The 19,652-nt window shown below is 69.4% G+C and carries 18 protein-coding genes and 2 pseudogenes; 4 read left to right on the forward strand and 16 right to left on the reverse strand.

The window, feature by feature from the left end; genetic code table 11:
- Positions 1-78: 78 nt before the first annotated feature.
- Both ssuD and VNS22_RS19615 read right to left on the reverse strand, forming a co-directional pair.
- Positions 79-1,296 carry an FMNH2-dependent alkanesulfonate monooxygenase gene (gene ssuD / locus VNS22_RS19610; RefSeq protein WP_325735413.1) on the reverse strand — a complete coding sequence of 406 codons (1,218 nt, stop codon included), beginning with the start codon at positions 1,294-1,296 and terminating at the stop codon, positions 79-81.
- A gap of 132 nt (positions 1,297-1,428) precedes the next feature.
- Entirely contained in the window at positions 1,429-2,172 is a 744-nt protein-coding gene (locus tag VNS22_RS19615) for a sulfite exporter TauE/SafE family protein (RefSeq protein ID WP_325735415.1), read from the reverse strand.
- A gap of 196 nt (positions 2,173-2,368) precedes the next feature.
- Here VNS22_RS19615 and VNS22_RS19620 point away from each other — a divergent pair, with 196 nt between their 5' ends.
- The gene (locus VNS22_RS19620) at positions 2,369-3,613 is read left to right on the forward strand and encodes an MFS transporter (RefSeq protein ID WP_325735417.1); all 1,245 of its coding nucleotides are present in this window, start codon (positions 2,369-2,371) and stop codon (positions 3,611-3,613) included.
- Between the two features lie 310 nt (positions 3,614-3,923).
- Here VNS22_RS19620 and VNS22_RS28625 read toward each other — a convergent pair whose 3' ends face one another.
- From VNS22_RS28625 to VNS22_RS19640, 5 genes and pseudogenes are all read right to left on the reverse strand, one after another.
- Positions 3,924-4,094 (reverse strand): transposase, encoded by a 171-nt coding sequence (locus tag VNS22_RS28625; RefSeq protein ID WP_414653391.1) that lies wholly within the window; start codon positions 4,092-4,094, stop codon positions 3,924-3,926.
- Positions 4,095-4,589: 495 nt separating this feature from the next.
- A pseudogene (locus VNS22_RS19625) lies at positions 4,590-4,715 on the reverse strand (transposase); the annotation flags it as partial.
- A gap of 7 nt (positions 4,716-4,722) precedes the next feature.
- Complete coding sequence (locus tag VNS22_RS19630) at positions 4,723-5,415, reverse strand: transposase (RefSeq protein WP_325735419.1); 693 nt, start codon at positions 5,413-5,415, stop codon at positions 4,723-4,725.
- Positions 5,416-5,603: 188 nt separating this feature from the next.
- The gene (locus VNS22_RS19635) at positions 5,604-6,587 is read right to left on the reverse strand and encodes an alpha/beta hydrolase (protein ID WP_325735421.1); all 984 of its coding nucleotides are present in this window, start codon (positions 6,585-6,587) and stop codon (positions 5,604-5,606) included.
- Positions 6,584-7,447: a hypothetical protein gene (locus tag VNS22_RS19640; RefSeq protein ID WP_325735423.1), complete on the reverse strand. Its 864-nt coding sequence runs from the start codon at positions 7,445-7,447 to the stop codon at positions 6,584-6,586. The genes VNS22_RS19635 and VNS22_RS19640 overlap by 4 nt, the downstream gene beginning before the upstream one ends.
- Before the next feature lie 392 nt (positions 7,448-7,839).
- Here VNS22_RS19640 and VNS22_RS19645 point away from each other — a divergent pair, with 392 nt between their 5' ends.
- Together VNS22_RS19645 and VNS22_RS19650 are read left to right on the forward strand one after the other, a co-directional pair.
- Positions 7,840-8,760: a ribokinase gene (locus VNS22_RS19645; RefSeq protein ID WP_325735425.1), complete on the forward strand. Its 921-nt coding sequence runs from the start codon at positions 7,840-7,842 to the stop codon at positions 8,758-8,760.
- Positions 8,760-10,112, forward strand: a complete 1,353-nt coding sequence (locus VNS22_RS19650; RefSeq protein WP_325735427.1) for a glutathione S-transferase — start codon at positions 8,760-8,762, stop codon at positions 10,110-10,112. The genes VNS22_RS19645 and VNS22_RS19650 overlap by 1 nt, the downstream gene beginning before the upstream one ends.
- Positions 10,113-10,160: 48 nt before the next feature.
- Here VNS22_RS19650 and VNS22_RS19655 read toward each other — a convergent pair whose 3' ends face one another.
- The 3 genes from VNS22_RS19655 to VNS22_RS19665 form a co-directional block, all read right to left on the reverse strand.
- Positions 10,161-10,976: a carbohydrate ABC transporter permease gene (locus VNS22_RS19655; protein ID WP_414653392.1), complete on the reverse strand. Its 816-nt coding sequence runs from the start codon at positions 10,974-10,976 to the stop codon at positions 10,161-10,163.
- A 76-nt stretch (positions 10,977-11,052) separates the two neighbouring features.
- Positions 11,053-12,003 (reverse strand): sugar ABC transporter permease, encoded by a 951-nt coding sequence (locus VNS22_RS19660; RefSeq protein WP_325735431.1) that lies wholly within the window; start codon positions 12,001-12,003, stop codon positions 11,053-11,055.
- 73 nt (positions 12,004-12,076) lie between these two features.
- Positions 12,077-13,369 carry an ABC transporter substrate-binding protein gene (locus VNS22_RS19665; RefSeq protein WP_325735433.1) on the reverse strand — a complete coding sequence of 431 codons (1,293 nt, stop codon included), beginning with the start codon at positions 13,367-13,369 and terminating at the stop codon, positions 12,077-12,079.
- 196 nt (positions 13,370-13,565) lie between these two features.
- On the opposite strand from VNS22_RS19665, the gene denD reads away from it, so the two are divergent.
- Complete coding sequence (denD, locus tag VNS22_RS19670; RefSeq protein ID WP_325735435.1) at positions 13,566-14,540, forward strand: D-erythronate dehydrogenase; 975 nt, start codon at positions 13,566-13,568, stop codon at positions 14,538-14,540.
- A gap of 123 nt (positions 14,541-14,663) precedes the next feature.
- On the opposite strand, the gene VNS22_RS19675 is transcribed toward denD, so the two are convergent.
- From VNS22_RS19675 to VNS22_RS19700, 6 genes and pseudogenes are all read right to left on the reverse strand, one after another.
- Entirely contained in the window at positions 14,664-15,863 is a 1,200-nt protein-coding gene (locus VNS22_RS19675; RefSeq protein ID WP_325735437.1) for an MFS transporter, read from the reverse strand.
- A 193-nt stretch (positions 15,864-16,056) separates the two neighbouring features.
- Positions 16,057-16,797, reverse strand: a pseudogene (arsH, locus tag VNS22_RS19680) (arsenical resistance protein ArsH); the annotation flags it as partial.
- A gap of 2 nt (positions 16,798-16,799) precedes the next feature.
- A complete protein-coding gene (gene arsB / locus VNS22_RS19685; RefSeq protein ID WP_325735439.1) occupies positions 16,800-17,894 on the reverse strand; it encodes an ACR3 family arsenite efflux transporter in 1,095 nt (364 codons plus the stop codon).
- A 21-nt stretch (positions 17,895-17,915) separates the two neighbouring features.
- Positions 17,916-18,338 (reverse strand): arsenate reductase (glutaredoxin), encoded by a 423-nt coding sequence (arsC, locus tag VNS22_RS19690; protein ID WP_325735440.1) that lies wholly within the window; start codon positions 18,336-18,338, stop codon positions 17,916-17,918.
- A complete protein-coding gene (locus VNS22_RS19695) occupies positions 18,335-18,688 on the reverse strand; it encodes a metalloregulator ArsR/SmtB family transcription factor (protein WP_325735441.1) in 354 nt (117 codons plus the stop codon). Before VNS22_RS19695 ends, arsC begins: the two co-directional genes overlap by 4 nt.
- Before the next feature lie 69 nt (positions 18,689-18,757).
- A partial coding sequence (locus VNS22_RS19700; protein WP_325735443.1) for a DUF4010 domain-containing protein occupies positions 18,758-19,652 on the reverse strand: 895 nt, incomplete at its 5' end.

The raw sequence follows: 19,652 nt of genomic DNA on the forward strand, positions 1-19,652 counted from the left end.
GCGCGGACCGTCATGGAGCGGCGGCCGGCCGGCAGCCGGGCCGCCTGACGCCATCGCCCGGGTGCCGCCGCCTGCCCGTCAGGACTGCGCCCGGGCCCGCTCGGCCGGCGGCACGTCGTTGGCGATCATCTCGCCGAACGGTCCCTCGTTGCGCACCTCGCGCCGGCCCCGGCCGGTGGTGTCGGCCAGCGGCAGGAGCGGGAACACCAGCTCGGCGAACCGGTAGGCTTCCTCCAGATGCGGATAGCCAGACAGGATGAAGCTCTCGATGCCGAGCGCCATGTATTCCCTCATCCGGGCCGCGACCGTTTCCGGATCGCCGACCAGCGCCGTGCCGGCGCCGCCACGCACCAGCCCCACCCCGGCCCACAGGTTGGGCGCCACTTCCAGCCGGTCGCGCCGGCCGCCATGCAGGGCGCTCATCCGCCGCTGGCCTTCGGAATCCATCCGGGCATAGGTCTTCTGCGCGAGCGCGACCGTCGCGTCGTCGACCCGCGAGATCAGCCGGTCGGCGGCTGCCCAGGCCTCCTCGTTGGTCTCGCGCACGATCACGTGGAGGCGGATGCCGAACCTCAGCCGTCGCCCCTTGCGCGCGGCCGCGGCCGCCACGGCCTGGAGCTTCTCGCCGACCTGCGCCGGCGGCTCGCCCCAGGTCAAGTAGTGGTCGACATGCTCGGCCGCGACCTCGATGCCGGCCGCCGAGGAGCCGCCGAAATAGAGCGGCGGATAAGGCTTCTGCACCGGCGGGTAGAGCACGCGGCCATCCTCCACCTGGAGGTGGCGGCCCTGCCAGGTGACGTTCTCGCCCTGGAGCAGCCGGCGCCAGATCGTGAGGAACTCGTCGGTGACCGCGTAGCGCTCGGCATGGTCGAGAAAGACCCCCTCGCCCTTGAGCTCGACCGGATCGCCGCCGGTGACGACGTTGATCAGGAGCCGTCCGTCCGAGATCCGGTCCAGCGTGGCCGCCATCCGGGCAGCCACGGTCGGCGTCATCAGGCCCGGGCGGATCGCCACCAGGTAGCGCAGCCGCCTGGTGAGCGCCGCCAGCGCCGAGGCCACGATCCAGCTGTCCTCGCAGGACCGCCCGGTCGGCAGCAGCACGCCATAGTAGCCGAGATCGTCGGCCGCCTGCGCGATCTGGGTGAGATAGGGCAGCGAGACGTCGCGCGCGCCCTCGGTGGTCGCGAGGTAGCGCCCGTCGCCATGGGTCGGAATGAACCAGAGGACATTGGCCTGTTGCGCCGGCGCCGGGCCGGTCCCCTGGACCGGGTGCAGCGCGTTGGAGGCGAAGGTCATGCGGTATCCCGGTCGGCTGGTTGGCAGGACGACAGCCGCCGGGCGGCGCTGCCGTGCCGGATGATCTTATTTAGTTGATAAATTATATCAACATTATCCGACCAGTCGGCCCGTCCCTGCCCCTGGGGGACGTCATGCCCGCATGAAGCTGTACAGGCTGATCACCGCCTGGGCCGAGACCACGATGGCGACCAGGCCCAGCGCCAGCTTCTGCGGCATGATCCGGATCAGCCAGCCCGCCAGCGGTGCCGCCAGCGCGCCGCCGATCACCAGCCCCAGCACGATCCGGCTATACTCGGCCAGCTCCAGATGCAGCATGAACGTCACCGAGACCGCTACCGTGACGAAGAACTCGGCGCAGTTGGCCGACCCGATCGAGCGCCGTGGCTCCCCGCCCGTGGCCATCAGCGACGACGCCACAATCGGCCCCCAGCCGCCGCCGCCGATCGCATCGAGAAATCCGCCGCCCGCACCCAGGACCTGAGGCGGCGGCTTGACGCCCTCGTGCACCCGTCCGCGCACCCGGTCGATGATCAGCAGCGCCATGCCCACCAGGTAGAACGCGACGAAGGCCTTCACGATGTCGGTAGGCAGGCCCGTGAGCAGGTAGGCGCCGACCACCCCGCCCGCCACGCCGGTCACGGCCAGTCTCAGGAACAGGCGCTTGTCGACGTTGCGGTGCCAGACATGGGAGCCGCCCGAGATGCCGGTGGTCACGATCTCCGCCGCATGGACCGAAGCGCTCGCCATGACCGGCGGCAGGCCGAACGCGATCAGGCTGGACGAGCAGATCACGCCGAACGCCATGCCGAGCGCGCCGTCGACCATCTGGGCGAGAAAACCGATGGCCACGAACATCAGGATGTCGACGTCCATCGGCGACTCCACTCGATTCGGACGCGCAACGCCAGTTGCAGCCGGACGTTCCGTCCTGACCCTGAAGCGGCCAGGGGCGAGATGGCACAGCCGGCACCTGGGCTCCATCCCGCGGCATCGCTGCCGGCAACGTCCGGCGGGTGGGTGCTGCGGGCCGCTCGGTTGACAGGGCGTTCCGCCCGCGCAAAGACGCCGTATGATCCAGCGTGCCCCCCTCATCACCCCCGTCCTGATCGCCGGCAGCCTGGTGGTGCTGGTGGGCTTCGCCATCCGCGCCTCCTTCGGCGTGTTCCAGCTGCCGATCGCCACGGAATTCCACTGGCCCCGCGCCGAGTTCTCGCTCGCGATCGCGATCCAGAACCTGGCCTGGGGCTTTGGCCAGCCGCTGTTCGGCGCGCTGGCCGAGAAGATCGGCGACCGCAAGGCGATCGTCCTGGGCGCGCTCGCCTATGCGCTGGGCCTGGTCCTCTCGGCAGGCGCCACCCAGCCCTACCAGCACCAGCTCTACGAGGTGCTGGTAGGGTTGGGCGTCGCCGGCACCGGGTTCGGCGTGGTGCTGGCCGTGGTGGGCCGGGCCTCGTCGGCCGAGAACCGCTCCATGTCGCTGGCCATCGTCACCGCCGCCGGCTCCGCCGGCCAGGTGCTGGGCCCGCCGCTCGCCGAGAGCCTGCTGGCGCTGATGCCCTGGCAGCACGTGTTCCTGGTGTTCGCGGCGATGATCCTGGCGGCCCTGGTGGTACTGCCCTGGATGCGCACCCCCGCCCCCGTCTCCAAGGCGGAACTGCAGGAAAGCATGGGCAGCGTGGTGCTGGGTGCCTTGCGCGACCCGAGCTTCGCCATGATCTTCCTGGGCTTCTTCTCCTGCGGCTACCAGCTGGCCTTCATCACCGCGCATTTTCCGGCCTTCGTGGCCGAGAGCTGCGGGCCGATCATGCTGGGCAGCGTGCTGCACGCCATGGGGATCACCACCACCAACGCGCTGGGCGCGGTCGCGATCTCCATCATCGGGCTCGGCAACATCGCGGGCACGCTGCTGGCGGGCTGGGCGGGCAAGCACTTCACCAAGAAGTACCTGCTGGCCGCGATCTATGCCGGCCGCACCCTGATCGCCGCCTGGTTCATCCTGACCCCGATGACGCCTGCCACCGTGCTGATCTTCTCCGCGGTGATGGGCAGCATGTGGCTCGCCACCGTGCCCCTCACCTCCGGCCTGGTCGCCCATCTCTACGGGCTGCGCTACATGGGCACGCTCTACGGCATCGTGTTCCTGAGCCACCAGCTGGGCAGCTTCATGGGTGTCTGGCTGGGCGGCCGGCTCTACGACGCCTATGGCAGCTACGACACCGTCTGGTGGGTCGGCGTCGGCGTGGGCGCCTTCAGCGCCCTCATCCACCTGCCGATCCGCGAGACCGCGAGCCCGGTGGCGGTCCCGGCACGCTGAGCCGGCTGTGGCGGCCGCTGCGCCTGCCGGATGGCTCCGGGCCGGATCGACATTCAGCGTAGCCAGATCATGGCGGAGCCGATCGTAGCATGGCAAACCTCCCGAAATAGTTGAGCCTTTCAAGGCATCGTCCTCCTGGATCAATCTCCGCTGGAGGTCGAACAAACGCCTCGTGGCCATTCATGCTGGTCAGTCCGCTGCGGGAACGCCTCAGCGCCTGGTCCTGCGTTTCCCTGCCGGTCCGCCCGGACCATGGTGCTGTCGATCGTGAAGGACTGGATGGTCCGATCAGCACGCCGAACACCCGCTCTCACGCCCCGTCATCGCACCAGCGGATCAAATTGCGGTGCACCATCTTCCACGGGCCGCAATGCTCCGGCAGCTCGCGCCAGTGCGAACCCGACCGCAAGCCCACAAGCATCCGTTCACGAACCATCAGTTGTTTTGATGCCGGGCAGCCCCTGTACCCGCCTTGCCCGATAGCTGCGGTTCGCGCTCGTTGCTCCTGGCTCGTTCGTAGCGCTTGGCCGACATCCTATTCGCGCATGAGCACGAAGCCTCGTGAACTTCCACACCAGCCGCTTGAGAAGCCTGAATGTCCGTACAGCTTGGCCATGGCGCCCGAAGCGGCACAGGCCCCACTTCGGTTCCAGGTTCTGTCAAACGCAGAAAGATGTGGCCTGCCGGGTCGAACCTGAACCGGGTGGCCGCTCTGGTCCAGGCCTGACCATGCACCCGCAGGGTGTGAGTCCGCACCCGGACCGGCCTGCCCCGCCACGCGTTCATGACCATGACGTGGCTATGAATCCTCCGGCACTTCCGGTTCCAGGAGCAGACCTGCTGTATCGACGCCGTAACCAGTCTGTAGGCCAGCCGATGCCAGCTGACTGGATCCCTCTACCATCCAGCGAACTCCTGTCGAAACTGAGGGACTGACCTCACTGACTGTCGGCAAAGTCGCTGACGGTCACATGCTGCGCCGCAGCATGATCCGGCTCATGGCAGCATGGATCATTGCCACGCCAGTTTCGGGCAGCCGCTCATCGTCCCGGGCAAGGCGACGGGAACGGGAGAGCCAAGCGAAGGTCCGCTCAACCACCCATCATCCGTCAGCAGACGGATGATCCGCTTCCCGAAGGGACGGCGGTCAGCAGACCGCCGAGGGCGTCGCGGGAGGACGTGGCAGCCTGCCGGCCGTTCCGCCAGTCCATAGCGCCATGCCTGACGCTGACGGTGGAAGGGGACCTCCATGCGCCAGCTGCGTTCCTTCTCCAGCCACGTTGCGAATGGTCCGGCATAGGCACCTCTGACCAGACCAGTTCCAACCACGGCAAGGCTGCCATAGGTACCACCTCGACCATCTGCCGTGCGCCCACCGTGTCGTGCAGGCTGGCGGCGTGGATGTGCGCCAGGAGGATCAGGCCCGACGCATCCACCAGGATATCTCGCTTGCGCCCGAACGTCTTCTTGGCGGCATCGAAGCCTCGGTCAGGTCCGCCCGCGCCCGTTGTCCGTGCCGTCTGCGCATCGATCACGGCAGCGAAAGGCTCCCGATCTCGGCCGTCCTTCTCCCGCGCATGCTCACGCAACCGGTCGTGCATGCGCTGAAGCGTGCCGTCCTTGCGCCAGCGGGTCAGTTGCGCGGGCACGGTCGGCCCTGTCGGCTCTGCTGACATCACTCCGTGGGATCGCTGCGCGATGGAGGAAAGTGGCGCGGCAGCATGCGCCACGCGCAGCCGGAGCGGCTCCAGCGCTGTCCATGCCGCGTCACTCAGAGCGCAAGGATAGGGTCGATCAGGCATGGCACTCTCCAGCCACGACATGCCTGATTAACCTACGAACTGGCCAACCCAGCGACTTTGCCGACAGTCAGTCAGGCCAAGCCCGGCAGCTCGGAGTGCCACGAGTGAATCAACCTGTCGTCTTCTCCTCGTCGCAGAACCGACGACGGCTGAAAGAAGCAGGCGCTGGCCCCCGCGGAAAGCAGTGGCTAGCGACCAACTACCTGCCTGCATGGATCATGCTTGGCTCCGGTGCCGTCAGCGAAACTCAGCCGTCTTGCCGCCACCACCAGACGGGCAAAGGCCGCTCCGGCGGGGGCGGCGACGTGGCGGGCGCGCAGCCAGGCATGGGGCAGGCCGGCTTCCACGACCGCGTCCACCGCGACCCCGGCCGCGCGCAGGCGGCCGGCATAGGCGAGCACGTCGGAGGCCAGGGGATCGTACTCGGCGGCGGTGAGGAAGGTGGGCGGCAGGCCCATGGGCTCGGCGGCCTCGCCCGGATGCAGGCGGAGATCGTGGCGGTCGGCTTCCACGGGCGGGCGGCCCAGATAGAGCCGGAGGTAGTGGCGCATGTCGGCGGCGGACAGGCCGGGCGCGTCGGCCATCTCCCTCCGCGAGGGCAGGCTGTCGTCGGCGCACAAGGCCGGATAGACCAGCAGCTGGCCCGCCGGCATGGGCAGGCGCCGGTCCCGGCAGGCCTGGCTCACCGCAGCGGCGAGATTCCCTCCGGCGCTGTCGCCGCCGAGCAGCAGGCGGCCGGGTGCGATGCCCAGCTCGGCAGCGGCGGCCCGCACCGCCAGATAGGCGGCCAGCGCATCGTCGAACGCGGCCGGGAACGGGTGCTCGGGCGCTAGCCGGTAGTCCACCGCCACCGCGACGCAGCCGGCTGCATCCGCCAGGTCCGCCACTACGCTGTCATGGCTGTCGAGATCCCCCACGACCCAGCCGCCGCCATGGAACCACAGGATGCCCCCACCCAGCGGCCGTGCTGGCCGGTAGACCCGGCAGGACCGTCCGGCGAACCGGCGATCCTCCGTCACCAGGCCCGGCGGGTGCGGTCTGCCGAAATGGCGGCAGACCCGGGCATAGGCCTGGCGCTGCGCGTCGATCCCGGCTCCAGGCGGCAGGGAGACCAGCCGCTCGGCCTCCCGAAGCCAAGCGTCGATCGCCGGATCGAGCCGGTAGCGGCTCATGTGCAGGTGCTGTCCGCGAGCCCGGCATCCTGGGCGAACGCCCGGGTCTGCAGCCACCACTCCGCCGTCGGGTCCCATTTCAGGCGCGCGCGCTTGCCGTCCGGCGTTTTCCGCTCCGGCGCGATCGTGCCCCACAGCACCGCGCCGTCACAGCCGCTGTCCTTCACCTTGTCCAGCTGCTGCAGCCAGAAGTCGCCCTCGATCAGGGCCAGTTCGAGCTTGCGGTTGTGGTCGTGATATTGCGGCCAGAGGAACGGATACATCGGCTTGCCGATCGCCTGGCCCGCGGCGAGCATGCCGTCGGCCATGCGCATCCAGCCATCGCGGTCCTTGTAGTAGGCGTAGAGGGTCGGATAGAGGTCGTCGACCGCCTCGGCGAGCTTCTGCCACTGCTGGACCTTCTGCCGGTAGACAATCAGCCGTCCCTCGCGACCGGGCTGGAAGGCCCAGTAGTCGCGTACCGGCACCATCGAGTAATAGCCCAGCCGGACCTTCGGCATCAGCTTGCGCATGTGCTCGATGATCTGGACGAACTTGTCGACCTCGTCGCCTTCCCAGTGCTCGATGTCCAGGACGATCCGGTCGTGCCCCTCGCTGAGGAGCTTGGGCACCAGCGTCGTCTCGATATGGTCCAGGTTCGGCTCGTCCCAGTTGCGGCTCGGCCAGAACTCGTAGGCGTAGACGACCCGGATCGGCGTCAGCCCGCAGGCCACGAGATTGTCCGGCTTGCCGACGAAGCGCATGGCATCGAACAGCTGGAACTTCACCTCCGCCCGGGCCGGTGCCGCCGCCAGCAGCGGGGACAGCGCGCCCGCGGCCGCGAGGCCGGTGGCACCAGCGACGAAGCGGCGTCGGTCCAACAGAATCGTCCTTCTCCCCCAAAGTCGTTCCCTGCCGGCCCCACCGGGCCGACGGCACGATCCAACTGCCGCCGGCGCCCTTTCCCGGCAACCGGGTGCGGCGATTGGCCAGGCTCCGACACCACCCCGCCAGTCCTGCCGCCATATTCCCTAGCACGATCCGGTTAACCGGAAATGAACGGCGGGCAAAGCTTCGTATTCGGGGACATGCGCAGGGCCGTGCCATCTGGCCCGGCCACGCCTCCCTGTGGCATGGGTATGGCATGGCTGGACAGGCCACGCGGTTGGCGGCATCACCGGCGCTGCACCGATCGGGTGCCGGATCGATCGGGCCGCGGGCCGATCGGATCTCCGAGGTCGATCGGGCGAGGTGCGGTCGGAGGCATGTGGCCATGATCATCATTCCCGGCTCGATCAACGCCGACCTGCTGTTTCCGGTGCAGACGCTGCCGGCGCCGGGCGAGACCGTGCTCTGCCCATCCTACACGATGGCACCCGGCGGCAAGGGCGCCAACCAGGCGGCGGCCGCGGCCAAGGCCGGAGCGGAGGTCCGCTTCGTCGGCCATGTCGGCGACGACGCCTACGGACCGGTGGTCCGCCAGCTCCTGGCCGATGCCGGGGTCGACGTGACGGGCCTGATCGTGTCGCCCAAGCCCACCGCGATCGCGGTCATCGGGGTAGACGCCAAGGGCGAGAACCAGATCATCGTCGCCTCGGGCGCCAATCTCGACACCCATGCCGGCCAGGTGCCGGACGAACTCCTCGGCCCCGGCACCACGCTGCTCTGCCAGAACGAGATCCGCACGGAGGAGAGCTTCCGGGCCTTGCTGCGCGGCAGGGCCACGGGTGCCCGGACCATCCTGAACCTGGCACCGGCCGCTTCCCTGCCGGCCGAGGTCCTGGATGCGCTGGACGTGCTGGTGGTGAACGAGCTGGAGGCCCGCGCCGCCGCCCGTGCCGGTGCGGACGACCGCGATGTGCGTGCCCTGGCGGCAGCACTGGTTGCGGGGCGCGATCTCGCCGTGGTGGTGACGCTCGGTGCCAAGGGTGCGATCGCGCTCCAGGACGACCAGCTGCTCCAGGTCGGTGCGCTGCCGGTCGATCCGGTCGACACCACCGGCGCCGGCGACGCGTTCACCGGCGTGCTGGCCGCCTGCCTGGACCGCGGCCTGAGCCTGGAGCTGGCGCTGCATCGTGCCGCGGTCGGTGCTGCGCTGGCCTGCGAGCGCCTGGGCGCGCAGAGCGCCCAGCCGACCCTGGCCGAGATCGAGGCGCGGGCCGGGCAGCTGCCCATGCCCGAAAGGCACAGGTGATGGCCGCGGCGGCAGCCGCCACCACCGGGGGCCCGCTGCCCTGCTTCGTGCTGGGCAGCCGGCAGGCCGGCTCGCCGGCGCTCCCGGTCTGGCTGGTGCTGCGCCAGCTGGGCATTCCGTTCGAGGAGGCGCCGTTCCGGCCGGTGCCGGTAGCGGGCCGGCTGCCGTTCGCGGTCGAGCCGCCCCAGGACCAGGTGCCGCTGCTCCATGCCGGCCGGCTGCTGGTCTGGGGTGCCCTGCCGATCCTGGAACATCTGGCCGAGCGCCATGCCGGTGTGTGGCCCGCCGATCGTGCCGCCCGTGCCGCGGTGCGGGAGGTCGCGGCCGAGGCGGCGAACAGCTTCCCGCGCCTGCAGGCACTGGCGGCCGGCGAGGCGGCCGGTCGGCTGCCGCAGCCGCGCGAGATCGGGGGGCTCACCGAGGAGCTGCGCCGCCTCCAGCGCCTGGTCGACCGGCACCGGCACCAGGCCGCCGGCGGCGGGCCGTTCCTGTTCGGGACGTTCAGTGGTGCCGACGCGCTGCTGGCCCCGCTGCTCGGCCGCGTGCTCCGCCAGGCCCTGGCCGCCGATCCGGTCGCCACCGGCTATTTCCGGGCCCTGGCGGCGCTGCCGGCCTGCCAAGCATGGCTGGCAGAGGCCGACCAGCCGGCAGAAGCGGCAGCGCCGGTGGCCGCCCCCACCCATCTGATCGCCCCGGAGGCTGCCGAGCAGGCGCAGGAGCAGGCGGAACCGCAGCCCGCACCGCCGGTCGAGGAGCCGCCTGCCCCCACACCTCCGGTGGAGGAACCGCCACCGGCCGGGGAGCCCCCCGTTCCCCCGCCGCCACCGCGGCTGGAGGATGTCGACCGGCCGCCCATCACCTATCTGGAGGACCCGCCGGTCCTGGGCTGGCGGCGGCTGCCGTTCCTGGAACGGATCGCGCCTTTGCCCCTGGCGCCCCCCTCCCTACCGCCGCTGCCGACGCGGACGTCTCCTTCTGGTACCGCGGTGCCGCCAGTGCGGCCCCCCGCCGCGGCAGCGCCCGAGCCAGTGCCGCCGGCACGACCGACCCGCCAGCCCCGGGCACCTGTCCGGCCGCCGGTGGCCCCCCCGCCCGCGGAACCAGCCCGGCCGGAGCGGACTGCACCGGAGCGGACTAGACCCGCGGACGAGGGCGAGGACCCCTTCCTGTTCCGCCTGCGCCGGCCGGGCACGGTCGGCGAGCCCGGCAGCCGGCCCCTGAACCGGTTCGCCCGGGCGCTCGGCACCGGGCGCCAGCGCGATCCGCAGCCCCCGGACGACGAGCCCGAGCCGCCGGGCGGCCGCCCGGCGGCGATCAAGCCGATCGGCTTCTCGACCCAGCGTCGCCGCTGAACGGCCCGGCCAGGCGCGCGCCCGGCAGCATGACGCCGGGCCGCCCGGTCATTCCTTCACCGCTCCGGTCAGGCTCGAGACGTAATAGTCGACGAAGAAGGAGTAGATCAGCGCCACCGGGATCGAGCCCAGCAATGCCCCCGCCATCAGCGAGCCCCAGTGATAGACGTCGCCCTCGACCAGCTGGGTCAGCACCGCCACCGGCACGGTCTTCTTCTCCGAGCTCTGGATGAAGGCCAGCGCGTAGATGAACTCGTTCCAGGACAGGGTGAAGGCGAAGATCCCGGCCGAGATCAGCCCCGGCACCGCCAACGGCAGCGTCACCTTCCACATGATCTGCAGCCGGGTCGCACCGTCGATCAGCGCGCATTCCTCCAGCTCGTAGGGGATCGACTTGAAGTAGCCGATCAGCAGCCAGGTGCAGAACGGCACCAGGAAGGTCGGATAGGTCAGGATGAGCGCCAGCGGGCTGTCGTACAGGCCCATCTTGAAGATCATCGTCGCCAGCGGGATGAACAGGATCGAGGGCGGCACGAGATAGGCCAGGTAGATCGCCAGCCCTACCCACTGGCTGCCCTTGAAGCGCAGCCGCTGCACCGCATAGGCCGCCAGCACCGATACGAACAGCGACAGGACCGTGCTGGACACCGCCACCACCATGGTGGTCCACAGCCAGCGCGGATAGTCGGTCTGGAACAGGAGCCGGTTGATGTGCTCCAACGTCGGCGATGACACCCAGAACGGGCTGTAGTCGGTGAAGTTGTAGAGTTCCGCGTTCGGTTTGAACGCGGTGATCACCATCCAGTAGAACGGGAACAGGAGGGTCAGCAGGAACAGGATGAGCGGGACATAGATCACCATCATCCGGCGGGGGAGCGAGTCCCAGTTGATCACGCCGGTCCGCTCGGCGGTGACCACCGGCGCCTTCTCGGCGGCGAGTTCAGTCATCGCGGCCTCCCTGCTGCCACTTGCGCCGCGCCAGCGCGACATAGGAGAAGATGGTGGATGCCACCAGGAACGGGATCATCGCCACCGCGATGGCCGCACCCTCGCCTAAGTAGCCGCCCGGGATCGCGCGCTGGAAGGCCAGCGTCGCCATCAGATGGGTGGCGTTGTTGGGCCCGCCGCGGGTGATCGCGTAGACCAGCTGGAAGTCGGTGAAGGTGAACAGCACCGAGAAGGTCAGGACGACCGCCAGGATCGGCATCAGCATCGGCACGGTGACGTGGACGAACCGTTCCCAGGCGGTGGCCCCGTCGATCATCGCCGCCTCGTAGAGCGAGGGCGAGATGGTCTGCAGGCCCGCAAGCAAGGAGATCGCCACGAACGGGATGCCGCGCCAGACATTGGCGGCGATCAGCGACAGCCGGGCGTTCCAGGGCTCGCCCAGGAAGTCGATATTGGCGTCGATGATGCCCATGCCCTTGAGCACATAGGAGATGATCGAGAACTGCGGGTCGTAGATCCACCAGAACGCGATCGCCGAGAGCACGGTCGGCACGATCCAGGGCAGCAGCACGATCGCCCGGATCAGGCTCTTGAACGGCAGGTGGTGGTTGAGCAGCAGCGCCAGCCACAGGCCCAGAGCGAACTTCAAGACGGTCGCCAGGACGGTGTAGACGATGGTGTTGAACACCGAGAGCCAGAAGACCGAGTCCTCGAACAGGTAGATGTAGTTCTCGAGCCCGATCCAGATGCCGTCACGGCCGATCCTGGTGTCGGTGAACCCCAGCCAGATGCCCAGGCCCAGAGGGTAGCTCAGGAAGGTGAAGAGCAGGGCTGCCACGGGCAGCATGAACAGGGCGGCGAGCACGCGACGGTCGTCGAGCTTGCGCGACAGCCAGGACTGTTCCGGGCGGCGTCCGTCCCAGACAGTGGCGGCGCTGGCCATGGTTCCTCCCAGGGAATTGCGCATCGTGCGGTGGCCGGGCCGCCGAGGGCGGACCCGGCCATCCGGTCAGGGATCAGCGATAATAGCGCTCGGCGCGGCGAGTCGCTTCCGCAATCGCGTCGTCGGGCGAGGCGGCGCCGCTGACCACGGAGGAAACCATGGTCACCACGATATAGTCGGCGAGCGTGCCGGCGCTCGCATAGCCCAGCGGCCCCTTGTAGCCGTAGGGCAGCGATTCGGTCATGATCTTCTGATATGGCGTGTGCTTGGGGTCCACGGTCCAGACCGGGTTGCCGTCATAGGCGTTGAGCGAGTGCGCCCAATAGCCGATGCTGGCCTCCTGCCAGGGCTCGTACTGCTCCTTCTCCATCATGAAGCGCAGATATTCCTTGGCGGCGTTCGGATACTTGGTGTGCCCGAAGATCATGCCGCTCACGGTCAGCGCCGTCTCGGTGGGCCGACCGACCGGGCCGATCGGCATGGGAGCATGGCCGATATCCTCGGCCATCTCCTTGAGGGCCGGATCGTCCGAGGTCTTGGCGGCATAGTAGACCGAGATGCCGTTGGCGACGACCGAGACTTCGCCCGCCAGGAACGCCTTGTTGTTGGACGGGTCCAGCCAGGACAGGGTGCCGGGGATGAAGGTCTTGTAGAGCTCGGTGCCATAGGCCAGCGCCGCGCGGGTCTCCGGCGAATCCAGCGTCACCTTGCCGTTCTCGTCGACCACCGAGGCGCCGTGCGCCCAGAGCATCCAGTGGCAGAACGTGTTGGCGTCGCCCTCGGCCTGGCCCAGCGTGAATCCCACCGGATGGCCGATGCCCTGCAGCGCCTTGGCCAACTCCAAGAAGCCCGCCGTGTCCTTCGGGAACTCGGAGAACCCGGCCTCCTTCATCCAGGAGTCGCGGTAGACCATCTTGCCGCCGGAAGCCCCTACCGGGATGCAGATCCAGTTGCCGTCCGGCCCCTTGCCCATGGTCTCGGCGAGCGGCGCCCAGCCACCGTACTTCTTGCCCAGATAGTCGGCGAGATCGGTCAGATCGAGGATCTTCTCCGGGTACTGGTGCGGATCGTCGTTCCAGGCCAGCACGATGTCCGGCCCCGTGCCGACATTGGCCGCCACCGCGGTCTTGGGCCGGAGATCCTGCCAGCTTTCCTGGTCGACCCGGACGGCGACCCCGGTCTGGTCGGTAAACTTCTTGGAATTGGCTAGGAACAGTTCCTCGTCGCCAGCCACGAACTTGGCGGGGCGCAAGACGCGCAGCTCGGCACCGCTCTCGATCTCATAGCCAGGTGCCGGCACGTCGGCCACCACGACCTCGGCCCGGGCACCCCGGCCGAGCAGCGTGCCGCCGGCCACGCCGGCCATCAGTCCTCCGGACACCAGTCCCAAGGTGGATCGACGGTTGAACGACCGCATCCTGTTCGCCTCCCTGCAGGCATTAATCATCTTTGTTACCCGACCTGTCATGCGGAACCCCAAGGGATCGGTCAAGGCGCGATGGTCACGGGATCGGTTGCGGGCTAGGAGATCGCCAGCGAAGGTGCCGCAGGGAGAATAGAGGATGCGCGTTCTGGTCACAGGCGGGGCTGGCTTCATCGGCAGGAAGCTGATCGCCCGCCTCCTGAAGGATGGCCGGGTCGGCGGCGAGAAGATCGAGCGGATCACCTGCTTCGACGTGGTGGCCCCGCAGGGCCTGCCCGCGGACGACCGGCTCGAGGTGGTCACCGGCGACCTGTCCGCCCCTACCCAGGTGGGCATCCTCATGGGCGGCAAGCCGGCCATCGTCTGGCACCTGGCCTCCGCCGTGAGCGGCGAATGCGAGCAGGACTTCGACCTGGGCTATCGGGTCAACCTGACTGGCACGCTCAACGTGCTGGACGCCGCCCGCCGGGCCGGCCATGTGCCGAAGCTGATCTTCACCTCCTCGGTCGCAGCCTTCGGCGGCCCCTTGCCCGACCCGATCCCGGACGCGCAGATCCTCACCCCCCAGACCTCCTACGGCGCGCAGAAGGCCGCCTGCGAGCTGCTGGTCGCCGACTATACCCGCAAGGGCATGATCGACGGCCGCTCGCTGCGCCTGCCGACCATCGTGGTCCGCCCGGGCAAGCCCAATGCCGCCGCCTCCAGCTTCGCCAGCTCGATCGTGCGCGAGCCGCTGGCCGGCGAGAGCGTGGTCTGCCCGGTGGCACCCGAGGCCAGGATGTACAGCCTGTCGCCGCGCAAGGTGGTCGACGCCCTGGTCCACGCCGCGACCATCCCGTCCGACGAGATCGGCCAGGTCCGCTCCCTCACCCTGCCGGGCCTCACCTACACCCAGGCCGAGATGATGGCCGCATTGGAGCGCGTCACCGCGAAGAAGGTCGTCGACCGCGTCACCTGGACTCCCGACCCCTTCATCCAGAAGATCGTCGCCGGCTGGCCTACCACCTTCGCGCCCACTCGCGCGGAAAAGCTGGGCTTTGAGCGCGACACCAGCCTGGAGGAGATCATCCAGGCGCATATCGACGACGAGCTGGGCGGCAGCTGGGCCCAGTAAGGTCGCGGCTTCTGGCGGCGGCTATTCTGGCGCATCCAGGGAGTCCGCCGTCAGGCCAGCACGAGGTCGGACCAACGTGCGGCTGCCACCATCGCCGCTCGTCGCTTTGGGCCCCAAGGCAGGTCAGATCTGCCGAGTGGTCGCTCCTGTGTGCCCAGTGTACCCCAGCAGCGTCACGACCAGGAGCAGGTTGAGGGCAGCCACACCTGCCAGCACGCCCAGCAGACCATGGGCACCCAGCACCTCCGCCAGGAGGGCACCCAGAGACGGGGTGACCGCCTGCGCGATCAGGCTGGGCATGGCCAGCCGGCCCATCAGCACGGCATAGCCATGGGCGCCGAACAGGCTGAGGGGCAAGGTCCCGCGGGCGATCGAGGCCAGGCCGATCCCGGCACCATAGAAGACCAGGGTGACCGCCACGATCGGGAAGCCTGCCCACAGCGCGCCCAGGCCAAGGGCCACCGCCAGCGCGGAGGCCAGCTTGGTCCAGATGGGATGATGGTACCGGCCGACCAGCATCTCGATCGCCCGTGCCCCGACCTGGGAAGGGCCGATCAGGGTGCCGAGCGCCACGGCGGTGGCGAGCGTGATGCCCTGCGCCTGCAGGATGGTGAACAGATGGACAGAGACCGTCGCCGAGATCATCGACCCGATCGTGATGACGGCCGCCAGCAGCAGGAAGATCGGCATGGCCGGCTTGGGCGCGCGGGCAGTCGCGGTGCCGGGCGGGACGATCTCGCCCTTGGGCTCTGACGGTACTTGGCCCGCCCGAGGCATCAGGCACAGATAGATCGGCAACGCCACGACCAGCTGGATGCCCGCATAGACGAGGCAGGTCCCGCGCCATCCGAGCAGGTCCACCAGGAAGGCGGACAGCGGCCAGCATACCGTGCTGGCGAACCCGCCGAACAGGGTCAGGGCGGTGATGGTCTGGCGGGCCGACTGGCCGTAGAGCCGGCCCAGGGTGGCGAAGGCCGCATCATAGAGGCCGGCACCCATGCCCAGGCCCATGATCACCCAGGCCAGCACGTAGACCGGCAGGCCGGGTGCCAGGGCCAGCCCGAGCTGCCCCAGGGCGAGCAGCACGGCGCTGCCTGCCAGGACCGGCCGGCCACCATGCACCTCGATGGCACGGCCGACCCTGGGGGAGATCAGGCCGGCGACGAGCAGCCCCAGCGACAGGCCGCCCACGATCCAGGCAAGCGGCCACCCCGTATCCTGCTGGATCGGCTGGGCCAGGACCGCGAGCAGGTAATAGGACGAGCCCCAGGCGAGGATCTGGGTGATGCCGAGCGCCGAGACGACAACTGCCCGCCCCCGCATGTCTGCAGCTGCGACCGGCCGGGCCGCACGGACCGCCTCAGGCGGCACTGCCGCTGCAGCCGCAGCCGGCCCGGCCTGCCCGCTTGGCCGCGGCGTCCGATGCGCAGCACGCATCCGGCTCGCCCTGGGCCGGGCCACCGCAGCAGGAGGCGGCATTGGACGGTGCCGGGCAGCACCCACCGGTTGCCGGCTCCTGCGGGGCGATCGCGATGGCGGAGAGATCCTGGCCCGGATCCACGATCCGGCCGGCCTCCTTGCGCTCGCTGTACCGGTCGGTCAGCTGGCCGACATGGCCGCGGGTGAGCAGGGTGAAGCGCACCAGCTCCTCCATCACGTCGACGATGCGGTCATAATAGGACGACGGCCGCATCCGCCCCGCTTCGTCGAACTCCTGATAGGCCTTGGCGACGCTCGACTGGTTGGGGATGGTGAACATCCGCATCCAGCGGCCGAGCAGGCGCAGCGTGTTGACGGCGTTGAAGCTCTGCGAGCCGCCCGAGACCTGCATGACCGCGAGCGTGCGCCCCTGGGTCGGGCGCATCCCGCGCATGGCCAGCGGCAGGTGGTCGATCTGGGCCTTCATCAGCCCGGTGATCTGCCCATGGCGCTCCGGGCTGCACCAGACCTGCCCCTCCGACCACATCGAGTGCTCGCGCAGCTCCCGCACGGCCGGGTGATCGTCGCCCTGCACCTGATCGGGGAACGGCAGGTCGGACGGGTCGAAGATCCGGGTCTCCGCGCCGAAGAAGCGCAGGAGCCGGGCGGCTTCCTCGACCGCCAGGCGCGAGAAGGAGCGCGGGCGCAGCGAGCCGTAGAGCAGCAGGATGCGCGGCGGATGCCCAGGCTCGGCCAGGCCGGCACCCGGACGCTGGCGGGCAAAGGCCGGGTCCAGGGCGGGCAGATGGTCGGGTTCGGGAAGGTCGCGCAGGCGCATGGTCATGCCTCGGTGGCCGCTTGGGCGGCCCCATCTCGGGGGAACTGGTCTCGGGGAAAGAAGCGCTGGCCCAGGCGCAGGGCCGCGTGCACCAGCAGGATCAGCACCGGCACCTCGACGAGCGGGCCGATCACCGCGGCGAAGGCCACGGGCGAGGCCAGGCCGAAGGCAGCGATGGCCACCGCGATGGCCAGCTCGAAATTGTTGCCGGCGGCGGTGAACGCGATCGCGGTGGTGCGCGGGTAGTCCGCCTCGATCAGCCGGCCCATGGCGAAGCTGATCACGAACTGGATCAGGAAGTAGAGCGCGAGCGGGATGGCGATCCGGAGCACATCGAGCGGCAGCCTGACCACGTCGCCACCCTTCAGGCTGAACATCGCGACGATGGTGAACAGCAGTGCTGCCAGCGTGATCGGCCCGATCCGCGGCAGGAATTCCCGCTCGTACCAGGCCTGCCCGTTGCGGCCGACCAGGATGCGCCGGGTCAGAAAGCCGGCCAGGAACGGGATGCCCAGATAGATCAGCACCGCCTGGGCGATCGTCCAGAAGCCGACCTCGATCACGCTGCCCCCCAGGCCGAACAGCGGCGGCAGGACGGTCAGGAAGATCCAGGCATAGACGCTGAAGAACAGGATCTGGAAGATCGAGTTGAACGCGACCAGGCCCGCCACGTACTGGTTGTCGCCGCGGGCGAGCTGGTTCCAGACCAGCACCATCGCGATGCAGCGGGCGAGCCCGATCAGGATCAGGCCGGTCATGTATTCCGGCTGGTCGCGCAGGAAGATCACCGCCAGCACGAACATCAGCACCGGCCCGATCAGCCAGTTCTGCACCAGGGACAGGGCCAGCACCCGCTTGTCGGCGAACACCCGGTGCAGCTCCTCGTAGCGCACCTTCGCCAGCGGCGGGTACATCATCAGGATCAGGCCGATGGCGATCGGAATGTTGGTGGTGCCCACCGACAGCCGGTCGAGGGCGGCCGGCAGCCCGTCGAACAGGGTGCCGAGCAGGACGCCCAGCGCCATCGCGGCGAAGATCCAGACGGTCAGGTAGCGGTCGAGAAAGGACAGCCGGGAGGCCGGCGCTGGCGAAGCCATGGGGTGTTTCCTGGCGGGAGATCAGACGAGGCGGCGGCCGTCGGCGGCGACGACCTGCCCGCCATCTTCCTTGGCGAAGGCACCGCGTTGCGGGTTCGGCAGGATGTCGAGCACCCGTTCGGACGGCCGGCAGAGCTTCGCCCCGAGCGGGGTGACCACGATCGGCCGGTTGATCAGGATGGGATGTTGCAGCATCGCGTCGACGAGCTGCTCATCGGTGAGGGCGGGATCGCCCAGGCCCAGCTCGGCATAGGGCGTACCCTTCTCGCGCAGCAGGTCGCGCACGGCGATACCCATGCGGTCGATCAGGCGCACCAGCTCGTCCCGGCCGGGCGGGGTCTTCAGATACTCGATGACCACCGGCTCCTCGCCGCTGTTGCGGATCAGGCCGAGCGTGTTGCGGGATGTGCCGCAGGCCGGGTTGTGATAGATGGTGACGGTCATGGGCTTCTCGGCTCGGGAGGGCAGCAGGGCAGCAGCTCGGTGAGCAGCGGCCCGCACAGATCGGGGCTCGCGGCGCAGCAATCCTTGACGAGGTAGAGGGTCAGCGCCCGCAACCCATCCAGCTCGGCCCAGTAGATGACCGACCGCCCCTGGCGCTCCGACCTGGCCAGCCCGGCCCGGGTGAGGATCGCCAGATGCGCCGACATCGTGTTCTGCGGCACGCTCAGCTGGCGGGCGATCTCACCGGCCGGCAGGCCATCCGGCTCGTGCCGCACCAGCAGGCGGAAGGTCTCCAGCCTCGTGGCCTGGGCAAGGGCCGCCAGGGCCTCGATGACGGCAGTTTCATCCATACATCCAGATTTAACGATATGAATACTAACCGTCAATCGGCTGACCCGCCGGTGCGGCCGGATCCAGGGTCACCCCTGGACCAGCAGGAACGCACCCGCACCGGCTGCGATCGCCGCGGCGCTGGCGCCGGTCACCAGCAGGCCCAGGCGCAGCGATCCGGCGGTGCCGGCCAGCACGCACTTGACCAGCGTGTTCACCGCGACCGCGATGGCGATGGCAGCCGCGGCCACCCCGAGCTGGATGCCGCTGCCGGCCATCCGCGCCATCGACAGGGTCAGGGCGTCCACGTCGGCGATGCCGGAGACGGCAGCCAGGACATAGAGGCCGGTCTCGCCGAACCGGTCGCCCACGAGCTTGGCCAGCAGCATGATGGCGGCGATGATCGCGGCCATCTGCAGGGCGACGCCCAGCTCCAGCGGATTGGTCAGCGTCAGCGCCGGCCCCTCGCCCTGCGCGCCGGCACGGCGTAGCAGCAGGAAGCCGCCAGCGACCAGGAACACCAGGATCGCGGCGCCGAGCGGCCAGGCCAGCGGCAGCACCAGCGCCGGGTTCAGCGCGAAGGTGATCACCAGCACCCGGCCGGCCATCACCGCGCTCGCCAGCAGGATGCCGCCGGCCAGCACGCGTGCGCCCCCCGCCCTGCCTTTGGCCATCCGTGCCAGGGTGAGCGTCACCGCGGTGGACGAGGCCAGCGCGCCGGCCAGGGCGAGCACCACGATCCCGGCACGCGTGCCGATGACCCGCACCGCCACGTAGCCGATGAAGGACAGGGCGGCGATGATGATGGCCAGCAGCCAGATCTCGGCGGGATTGAGCGCCTCCCACGGGTCGATCGGCCGGTCGGGCAGGAGCGGCAGGAAGAGGAAGGTCATCGCCAGCAGCACCAGGCCGGCCCGGATCTCCGGCCAGGTCAGCCGCCGCAGCCAAGCATGGAGCGGCTGCTTGAGCGCCAAGAGGGCGACG

The sequence above is a fragment of the Geminicoccus sp. genome, from assembly GCF_035556675.1.
GTDB lineage: Bacteria > Pseudomonadota > Alphaproteobacteria > Geminicoccales > Geminicoccaceae > Geminicoccus.

Excerpts from the sequence above, each read along its gene's own strand:
- ssuD (WP_325735413.1), bottom strand. The coding sequence starts at position 1,296 with ATGACCTTCGCCTCCAACGCGCTGCACCCGGTCCAGGGGACCGGCCCG.
- VNS22_RS19615 (WP_325735415.1), bottom strand. The coding sequence starts at position 2,172 with ATGGACGTCGACATCCTGATGTTCGTGGCCATCGGTTTTCTCGCCCAG.
- VNS22_RS19620 (WP_325735417.1), top strand. The coding sequence starts at position 2,369 with ATGATCCAGCGTGCCCCCCTCATCACCCCCGTCCTGATCGCCGGCAGC.
- VNS22_RS19630 (WP_325735419.1), bottom strand. The coding sequence starts at position 5,415 with ATGCCTGATCGACCCTATCCTTGCGCTCTGAGTGACGCGGCATGGACA.
- VNS22_RS19635 (WP_325735421.1), bottom strand. The coding sequence starts at position 6,587 with ATGAGCCGCTACCGGCTCGATCCGGCGATCGACGCTTGGCTTCGGGAG.
- VNS22_RS19645 (WP_325735425.1), top strand. The coding sequence starts at position 7,840 with ATGATCATCATTCCCGGCTCGATCAACGCCGACCTGCTGTTTCCGGTG.
- VNS22_RS19650 (WP_325735427.1), top strand. The coding sequence starts at position 8,760 with ATGGCCGCGGCGGCAGCCGCCACCACCGGGGGCCCGCTGCCCTGCTTC.
- VNS22_RS19655 (WP_414653392.1), bottom strand. The coding sequence starts at position 10,976 with ATGATGGTGATCTATGTCCCGCTCATCCTGTTCCTGCTGACCCTCCTG.
- VNS22_RS19660 (WP_325735431.1), bottom strand. The coding sequence starts at position 12,003 with ATGGCCAGCGCCGCCACTGTCTGGGACGGACGCCGCCCGGAACAGTCC.
- VNS22_RS19665 (WP_325735433.1), bottom strand. The coding sequence starts at position 13,369 with ATGGCCGGCGTGGCCGGCGGCACGCTGCTCGGCCGGGGTGCCCGGGCC.
- denD (WP_325735435.1), top strand. The coding sequence starts at position 13,566 with ATGCGCGTTCTGGTCACAGGCGGGGCTGGCTTCATCGGCAGGAAGCTG.
- VNS22_RS19675 (WP_325735437.1), bottom strand. The coding sequence starts at position 15,863 with ATGCGGGGGCGGGCAGTTGTCGTCTCGGCGCTCGGCATCACCCAGATC.
- arsB (WP_325735439.1), bottom strand. The coding sequence starts at position 17,894 with ATGGCTTCGCCAGCGCCGGCCTCCCGGCTGTCCTTTCTCGACCGCTAC.
- arsC (WP_325735440.1), bottom strand. The coding sequence starts at position 18,338 with ATGACCGTCACCATCTATCACAACCCGGCCTGCGGCACATCCCGCAAC.
- VNS22_RS19695 (WP_325735441.1), bottom strand. The coding sequence starts at position 18,688 with ATGGATGAAACTGCCGTCATCGAGGCCCTGGCGGCCCTTGCCCAGGCC.